The following is a 7,060-nucleotide window of genomic DNA, read 5'->3' as shown; positions in this document are numbered from 1 at the left end:
GGCGGCGGGTGGCGGCCGAGTGCCCGCGGCCTCGTCGTCGGTGCCCAGAGGGGCTGCGGCGGGGTCGGAGGCGGGGATCTTGTCGCCGGTCAGACCTTTGTCGATGGCGTCACGCAGGCGCTGCGCCCCGGCGTTGGGGGTGTCGGGCTTGTCCATTGGGGAACCCTGGGTCGGTTGCGAGGGGGGATCGTCCCTTCTGCCAACCGGGGTCTGGAGGCACGGTTCCGTCCGGACGGGGCCACAAGGCCGTTTCAGGAGCGCAGGGCGTCCCGGTCCGCCTCGTCCAGGCTGTCGAGCCAGTCGTCCATGGAGATCACCGGGGGCTCGTCGCCGGCCCGCCGGCTGGCTTCGACCAGTTCGGTGTCGGCGGTGTTGGAATGGACGATGAACCACAGCATCAGCCGATTCGCGTCGTCACCGGTGAGCGGATTGCCACGCTCGGCGGTTGCGATCAGGGTGTCGATGTTGGCGAGGTAACTTCGGTGGGCCTGCTCGTGCCGCTCCCGCCGGTCCGCGGCCAGCACGGCCATCTCCGCCGTCTCCGTGGCGAAATGTTCCGCCACCTCGTGGCGGAGCGCGGTCAGTTCCGCGAGTCCGAAGGGACCGCCCGCGGTCATCGCCGAGAGCAGATCGAGAATGGCGCCGTGCTCCGCGTCGATGACGCCGGAACCGGTCGGTATGAGGGAGCCGCCGTTGGGAGCGTGCGTCATGGGCGGGGCCGGGCGTCGCTCTGCCAGGGGGGAGATGGTGCCGGTTGCAGGGCTCGAACCCGCGACCTTCGGTTTACAAAACCGCTGCTCTACCAACTGAGCTAAACCGGCGTGCCGCCCGGCCGGACCGCGGCGGGCGCCTACACTAGCGTCCCGCGCGGTCCGCGGCAAGCCTCACCTGTGCGGTGCGTTCGGCGACGCCTCAGCGCAGCCGGGCGACCTCGTAGAGGGCGACGGCGGCGGCGTTGGACACGTTCAGGCTGCCCACCGGTCCCTGGGTCGGCAGGCGGGCGATGACGTCGCAACGCTCCATGGTCAGGCGGCGCAGACCGGCGCCTTCCGCCCCCAGCACCAGCGCCGTGCGGCCCGTCAGGTTGCACTGGGCCAGCGTGCTCGTCCCCGACTCGGCAAGGCCGACGGTCCAGAAGCCGGCCTGCTGAAGGTCGGCCAAGGCGCGGGCGAGGTTGGTCACGCGGACCAGAGGCACCGACTCCAGCGCACCCGACGCGCTCTTGGCGAGGACACCGGTGGTCTCCGGCGCGTGGCGTTCGGTCACCACCACCGCCTTGGCGCCGAAGGCGGAGGCGGAGCGCAGGATGGCGCCGACGTTGTGCGGGTCTGTCACCTGGTCGAGGACGACGATGAGCGCCGACGGGTCCGAATCCGCCTCGGCGCAAAGGTCCTCGATCCCGGTCTCCTCCAGGGGGGCGGCGTCGACCGCCACGCCCTGGTGCACGGCGCCCGGCGGCAGCATGCGGTCCAGGTCGTTGCGGTCGGCCGGCATCGGGCTGGGTCGCTGAAGACCGCGGGCCTTGGCCTGGGCCAGAACCGGCTCCAGTGCCGCGCGGCCCGCTTCCGTCGCGATCAGGCGGTGGATGCGCCGTTCCGGATTCAGCCAGGCGGCCGACACCGGATGCAGGCCGTAGAGCAGGACGCCCTGCGCGCCGCGCCCGGAGGGGCGGTCGCCGCGCGACTCGCGGTTGGATGCGGAATGGCTCTTGGCCGGGGCAGGGGGCTGGCCGTGGGGCGCGGATGGCTTCTTCGAACGGGTCATGGTGTCCGGCTGGAGGGGGCAGGGCTAAGCCCGCCGCGGTTATTCACAGTTTTCTGGTTTGGACTGCTTCAGACGTGTTGACAAGGCCTGAAAAATTCTCATAGTGCCGAACTCCGCGGCGGGCATGTCCCGCAGCGGGCCTGAGGAAGGGTGGCCGAGTGGTTAAAGGCAGCAGACTGTAAATCTGCCCGCGTAAGCGTACGCTGGTTCAAATCCAGCCCCTTCCACCACTACATTCCACGGCTTGTCCGTGATCGCGTTTCCCGGTCGATAGCGCCGGGCGGGGCATGGCGGGTGTAGCTCAATGGTAGAGCAGAAGCCTTCCAAGCTTACGACGGGGGTTCGATTCCCCTCACCCGCTCCAATCCCCCCGCGCTAAGGGAAATGTCGGTCTCGGCCGGGCCATTGTGTGCGTCCGGAACGTCGGGAACGAAAGACCAAAGCGATGGCGAAGGCAAAGTTTGAGCGGAACAAGCCGCACTGCAACATTGGCACGATCGGCCACGTCGACCACGGCAAGACGTCGCTGACGGCGGCGATCACGAAGGTGCTGGCCGAGAGCGGCGGCGCGACCTTCACCGCCTACGACCAGATCGACAAGGCGCCGGAAGAGAAGGCGCGTGGCATCACGATCTCGACCGCCCACGTCGAGTACGAGACGACCAACCGCCACTACGCCCACGTCGATTGCCCGGGCCACGCCGACTACGTGAAGAACATGATCACGGGCGCCGCGCAGATGGACGGCGCGATCCTGGTCGTGTCGGCCGCCGACGGCCCGATGCCGCAGACCCGCGAGCACATCCTTCTGGCCCGCCAGGTCGGCGTGCCGGCTCTGGTGGTGTTCATGAACAAGGTCGACATGGTCGACGATCCGGAGCTGCTCGAGCTGGTCGAGATGGAGGTGCGCGAGCTGCTGTCCTCCTACCAGTTCCCGGGCGACGACATTCCGATCGTCAAGGGCTCGGCGCTGTGCGCTCTGGAGGACCGTTCGCCGGAGATCGGCCGTGACGCGATCCTCAAGCTGATGGCCGAGGTCGACCAGTACATCCCGCAGCCGGAGCGTCCGAAGGACCGTCCGTTCCTGATGCCGATCGAGGACGTGTTCTCGATCTCGGGCCGCGGCACCGTGGTGACCGGCCGCGTCGAGCGTGGCATCGTGAAGGTCGGCGAGGAAGTCGAGATCGTCGGTCTGAAGACCACGGTCAAGACCACCGTGACCGGCGTCGAGATGTTCCGCAAGCTGCTCGACTCGGGTGAGGCGGGCGACAACATCGGCGCGCTGCTGCGTGGCACGAAGCGTGAGGACGTCGAGCGCGGCCAGGTTCTGGCCAAGCCGGGCAGCATCACGCCGCACACCACCTTCAAGGCCGAGGCCTACATCCTGACGAAGGAAGAGGGTGGCCGTCACACGCCGTTCTTCACCAACTACCGTCCGCAGTTCTACTTCCGCACGACCGACGTGACGGGCATGGTGAAGCTGCCGGAAGGCACCGAGATGGTGATGCCGGGCGACAACATCTCCATGGAAGTCGAGCTGATCGCTCCGATCGCCATGGACGAGGGCCTGCGCTTCGCCATCCGCGAGGGTGGTCGTACGGTCGGCGCCGGCGTCGTCGCTTCGATCATCAAGTAAGTTAAAGGGCCCGACCCCACCGCCGTTTCCTCCCGGTTCGGTGGTGGGGTCGATCCCCGTCGATTTCGGCACGCCGGCCGATAAAAAGGCTAGCAAGCCACGCGGCTATGCGCTATAAGCTCCGCTCCCCGCAGGGGGTAGAGCCTGCGGCGATAGGAGTGTAGCTCAATTGGTAGAGCACCGGTCTCCAAAACCGGGGGCTGGGGGTTCGAGCCCCTCCACTCCTGCCACGCCGTACCGAACCAGAACGGGTCGCTGACCGCGCCCTACACGTCGCACCGGAGCCCGCACGGTCTACGATGGCTAAAGTGAACCCCGCAGAATTCGCGCGCGACGTCCGCCGCGAGGTGGCCAAGGTCACCTGGCCGACCCGCAAGGAAACCGGCGTGACGACCGCCATGGTGTTCGTCATGGTGGTGCTGGCTTCGCTGTTCTTCCTCGTCGTGGATCAGGTGCTGGCCTTCGCCGTCCGTATGATCCTTGGGCTGGGAGCCTGATCGCCATGGCCGCGCGCTGGTACGTCGTTCACGTCTATTCGGGCTTCGAAAAGAAGGTTTCCCAGGCCATCCGCGAAAAGGCGGCTCAGAAGGGTCTGGAAGACAAGTTCGAAGAGATCCTGGTGCCGACCGAGGAAGTGGTCGAGGTGCGCCGGGGTTCCAAGATCAACACCGAGCGGAAGTTCTTCCCCGGCTACGTCCTCATCAAGATGGATTTGACGGACGAGTCCTGGCATCTCGTGAAGAACACGCCGAAGGTCACCGGCTTCCTGGGTGGTGGCGGCAAACCGCAGCCGATCAGCCAGCGCGAAGCCGAGCGGATCATTCATCAGGTGCAGGAAGGCTTTGAGCGCCCCAAGCCCTCGATCACCTTCGAGGTGGGCGAGCAGGTTCGTGTGAGCGACGGCCCCTTCACCTCCTTCAACGGCACCGTCGAGGAAGTCGACGAGGAGAAGGCCCGCCTCAAGGTGGCGGTGTCGATCTTCGGCCGCTCCACGCCGGTCGAGCTGGAATACACCCAGGTCGAGAAGGTCTGAGACCAACCGTTTTCCCGGAGCACGTGATTGAAAGTCACGTGCTCCTTTCTGCTGCGGAAGGCCCGCCATAGCCGCACCGCAAAGCCCCGCGACGCCGGACAGCGTATCGAGGCGTCGTATCTGGAGGTTGTGACATGGCAAAGAAAATCGTCGGCTTCATCAAGCTGCAGGTTCCGGCCGGCAAGGCGAATCCGTCGCCGCCCATCGGCCCGGCGCTCGGTCAGCGCGGCCTGAACATCATGGAGTTCTGCAAGGCGTTCAACGCCAAGACGCAGGACCTGGAAGTCGGTATGCCGATCCCGGTGGTCATCACCGCCTACGGCGACCGCACCTTCACCTTCGTCACGAAGACCCCGCCGGTCAGCTACTTTCTGAAGAAGGCCGCTGGCATCGACAAGGGCTCGCAGACCACCGGCAAGGGCGCTTTCGCCGGCAAGATCACGAAGACCCAGATTCGTGACATCGCCGAGAAGAAGATGAGGGACCTGAACGCCCACGACGTCGAGGCGGCCGCCAGCATGATCGCTGGTTCCGCCCGCTCGATGGGCCTCGAAGTGGTGGAGGGCTGATCCCATGGCGAAGCTCGGCAAGCGACTGACCGATTCCTACAAGAAGGTCGACCGCGAGGCGCTCTACTCGCTGGAAGGCGCCGTCTCCCTGATCAAGGGCCTGCCCAAGGCGAAGTTCGATGAGACCATCGAAATCGCCATGAACCTGGGCATCGACCCGCGTCACGCCGACCAGATGGTCCGCGGCGTGGTGAACCTGCCGAACGGCACCGGCAAGACCGTGCGCGTCGCCGTGTTCGCCAAGGGCACCAAGGCGGACGACGCCCTGGCCGCCGGCGCGGACATCGTCGGCGCCGACGATCTGGCCGAGAAGATCCTGGCCGGCAACATCGACTTCGACCGCTGCATCGCGTCCCCGGACATGATGGGCGTCGTCGGCAAGCTCGGTAAGGTCCTCGGCCCGCGCGGCCTGATGCCGAACCCGAAGCTCGGCACCGTGACCCCCGACGTGGCCGGCGCCGTCAAGGCCGCCAAGGCCGGCGCCGTGGAGTTCCGTGCCGAGAAGACCGGCATCGTGCACGCCGGTGTGGGCAAGGCCAGCTTCTCGGAAGAGGCTCTGGTGCAGAACATCCGCGCCTTCGTGGATGCCATCACCCGTGCCAAGCCGACCGGTGCCAAGGGCCAGTACCTGCTGAAGGTCTCGCTGTCCTCGACGATGGGCCCGGGCCTCAAGCTCGACCTGTCCACTCTGGCCGCCACGGCCTGAGTGACCTGAGTTTCGCCGCCGGCTCCTTCGGGAGGCGGCGGTGATCGGGTGTCCCTGCGGGGGCGCCCACCCTGTCCAAGACCGCTGGCGCCCGCGTCTCTCCGGAGGCAACGGCTTAAACCCGCCAGAGCAGACAGGAGTTGAACCGTTAACCACGCGGGCTCGCCCGCGGTTCAGGAACGGCTCGAACTTCTGGGACAGGTTCGCCGGGGCTCCCCACCGAAAGGGAAGGGGTCCCTTGTAAACCTCTGTGCAAGGAGGCGATCCGTGGATCGTACACAAAAAGAAGCGACGATCGCGGACCTGCAGTCGAAGCTCCAGGAGACGGGCCTGGTGGTGGTCACCCACCATCTGGGCCTGACGGTGGCGGAAGTCACCGACCTGCGTGGCAAGATTCGGGCCGCGGGCGCGAGCTTCAAGGTGACGAAGAACCGGCTCGCCCGCCGCGCCCTTCAGGGCACGCAGTTCGAAGGTCTGGACGGTCTCTTCAAGGGGCCGACCGCGATCGCTTACTCGAAGGATCCCGTCGCGGCCGCCAAAGTGGTGGCCGACTACGCGAAGACCAACGAGAAGCTGAAGATCGTCGGTGCCGCTCTCGGCGACCAGATCCTCGACGCGGAGGGAGTGAAGGCTCTCGCCACGCTCCCGTCGCTGGACGAACTGCGCGCCAAGCTCGTGGGCATGATCCAGACTCCGGCGACCCGCATCGCCGGCGTTCTCCAGGCTCCGGGCGGCCAGGTCGCCCGTGTGCTGGCGGCCTACGCGAAGAAGGACGAGGCGGCCTGAGCCGCATCCGTCTAGCTGTCTACCCATCCCAGAACATCGAGTTGTTGGAGCATTAAAATGGCTGATCTGCAGAAGCTGGTCGACGATCTCTCGGCCCTGACCGTCATCGAGGCCGCCGAGCTGTCGAAGCTGCTGGAAGAGAAGTGGGGCGTCTCCGCCGCCGCTCCGGTGGCCGTTGCCGCCGCCGGTCCGGCCGCCGCCGCCGCCCCGGTCGAAGAGCAGACCGAGTTCAACGTGATCCTCGCCGACGCCGGCGACAAGAAGATCAACGTCATCAAGGAAGTCCGCGCCATCACCGGCCTGGGCCTGAAGGAAGCCAAGGACCTGGTCGAAGGCGCTCCGAAGCCGGTCAAGGAGGCCGTGTCGAAGGACGAGGCCGCCAAGATCAAGAAGCAGCTTGAAGAGGCCGGCGCCAAGGTCGATATTAAGTAAGACCCGTCTTGCTGCGACGGATAAGACATATCCACGCCGGACGGCGGCCGGTCCCCGAGGGGGCCTGCCGCCGCACGGCGTTTTCTGCCTTCCACCGGACCGGGTTTCTCGGTCCGGCTCTTTCCGTCCCTGCA

Annotated in this window: 9 protein-coding genes and 4 tRNA genes; 10 read left to right on the top strand and 3 right to left on the bottom strand. The window is 66.6% G+C overall.

The annotated features are described in order from the left end of the window. Window positions 1-251: 251 nt before the first annotated feature. The 3 genes from DXK32_RS05380 to rlmB form a co-directional block, all read right to left on the bottom strand. On the bottom strand, window positions 252-710 hold the full coding sequence (locus DXK32_RS05380; RefSeq protein ID WP_114857569.1) for a hemerythrin family protein: 459 nt from the start codon (window positions 708-710) through the stop codon (window positions 252-254). A gap of 35 nt (window positions 711-745) precedes the next feature. After that, a tRNA-Thr gene (locus DXK32_RS05375) sits at window positions 746-821 on the bottom strand. 91 nt (window positions 822-912) lie between these two features. After that, window positions 913-1,764 (bottom strand): 23S rRNA (guanosine(2251)-2'-O)-methyltransferase RlmB, encoded by an 852-nt coding sequence (rlmB, locus tag DXK32_RS05370; RefSeq protein ID WP_114857568.1) that lies wholly within the window; start codon window positions 1,762-1,764, stop codon window positions 913-915. 144 nt (window positions 1,765-1,908) lie between these two features. On the opposite strand from rlmB, the gene DXK32_RS05365 reads away from it, so the two are divergent. From DXK32_RS05365 to rplL, 10 genes are all read left to right on the top strand, one after another. Then, window positions 1,909-1,994, top strand: a tRNA-Tyr gene (locus DXK32_RS05365). Between the two features lie 60 nt (window positions 1,995-2,054). Beyond that, window positions 2,055-2,128: transfer RNA gene (locus DXK32_RS05360), tRNA-Gly, on the top strand. Window positions 2,129-2,209: 81 nt separating this feature from the next. Further along, window positions 2,210-3,400 carry an elongation factor Tu gene (tuf, locus tag DXK32_RS05355; protein ID WP_014241041.1) on the top strand — a complete coding sequence of 397 codons (1,191 nt, stop codon included), beginning with the start codon at window positions 2,210-2,212 and terminating at the stop codon, window positions 3,398-3,400. Between the two features lie 154 nt (window positions 3,401-3,554). Then, window positions 3,555-3,630: transfer RNA gene (locus DXK32_RS05350), tRNA-Trp, on the top strand. A gap of 69 nt (window positions 3,631-3,699) precedes the next feature. Further along, complete coding sequence (secE, locus tag DXK32_RS05345; RefSeq protein WP_035675069.1) at window positions 3,700-3,897, top strand: preprotein translocase subunit SecE; 198 nt, start codon at window positions 3,700-3,702, stop codon at window positions 3,895-3,897. A gap of 5 nt (window positions 3,898-3,902) precedes the next feature. Beyond that, window positions 3,903-4,433 carry a transcription termination/antitermination protein NusG gene (nusG, locus tag DXK32_RS05340; protein ID WP_014241052.1) on the top strand — a complete coding sequence of 177 codons (531 nt, stop codon included), beginning with the start codon at window positions 3,903-3,905 and terminating at the stop codon, window positions 4,431-4,433. Between the two features lie 134 nt (window positions 4,434-4,567). Continuing rightward, complete coding sequence (rplK, locus tag DXK32_RS05335) at window positions 4,568-5,002, top strand: 50S ribosomal protein L11 (RefSeq protein WP_114857567.1); 435 nt, start codon at window positions 4,568-4,570, stop codon at window positions 5,000-5,002. A 4-nt stretch (window positions 5,003-5,006) separates the two neighbouring features. After that, on the top strand, window positions 5,007-5,708 hold the full coding sequence (gene rplA / locus DXK32_RS05330; RefSeq protein WP_035675066.1) for a 50S ribosomal protein L1: 702 nt from the start codon (window positions 5,007-5,009) through the stop codon (window positions 5,706-5,708). Window positions 5,709-5,975: 267 nt separating this feature from the next. Next, window positions 5,976-6,494: a 50S ribosomal protein L10 gene (rplJ, locus tag DXK32_RS05325; protein ID WP_014241049.1), complete on the top strand. Its 519-nt coding sequence runs from the start codon at window positions 5,976-5,978 to the stop codon at window positions 6,492-6,494. Window positions 6,495-6,551: 57 nt separating this feature from the next. After that, window positions 6,552-6,926, top strand: coding sequence for a 50S ribosomal protein L7/L12 (gene rplL / locus DXK32_RS05320; RefSeq protein ID WP_035675064.1), 375 nt, complete (start codon window positions 6,552-6,554; stop codon window positions 6,924-6,926). Window positions 6,927-7,060: the final 134 nt, after the last annotated feature.

Origin of the sequence: Azospirillum brasilense, assembly GCF_003349955.1 — a bacterium.
Lineage (GTDB): Bacteria > Pseudomonadota > Alphaproteobacteria > Azospirillales > Azospirillaceae > Azospirillum > Azospirillum brasilense_B.
The sequence above is the reverse complement of the archived record's forward strand: the minus strand, read 5'-3'. Positions and strand labels throughout refer to the sequence as shown.

Coding starts and splice junctions, on each gene's coding strand:
- secE (WP_035675069.1), top strand. CDS start 3,700: ATGGCTAAAGTGAACCCCGCAGAATTCGCGCGCGACGTCCGCCGCGAG.
- rlmB (WP_114857568.1), bottom strand. CDS start 1,764: ATGACCCGTTCGAAGAAGCCATCCGCGCCCCACGGCCAGCCCCCTGCC.
- nusG (WP_014241052.1), top strand. CDS start 3,903: ATGGCCGCGCGCTGGTACGTCGTTCACGTCTATTCGGGCTTCGAAAAG.
- tuf (WP_014241041.1), top strand. CDS start 2,210: ATGGCGAAGGCAAAGTTTGAGCGGAACAAGCCGCACTGCAACATTGGC.
- rplA (WP_035675066.1), top strand. CDS start 5,007: ATGGCGAAGCTCGGCAAGCGACTGACCGATTCCTACAAGAAGGTCGAC.
- rplK (WP_114857567.1), top strand. CDS start 4,568: ATGGCAAAGAAAATCGTCGGCTTCATCAAGCTGCAGGTTCCGGCCGGC.
- DXK32_RS05380 (WP_114857569.1), bottom strand. CDS start 710: ATGACGCACGCTCCCAACGGCGGCTCCCTCATACCGACCGGTTCCGGC.
- rplL (WP_035675064.1), top strand. CDS start 6,552: ATGGCTGATCTGCAGAAGCTGGTCGACGATCTCTCGGCCCTGACCGTC.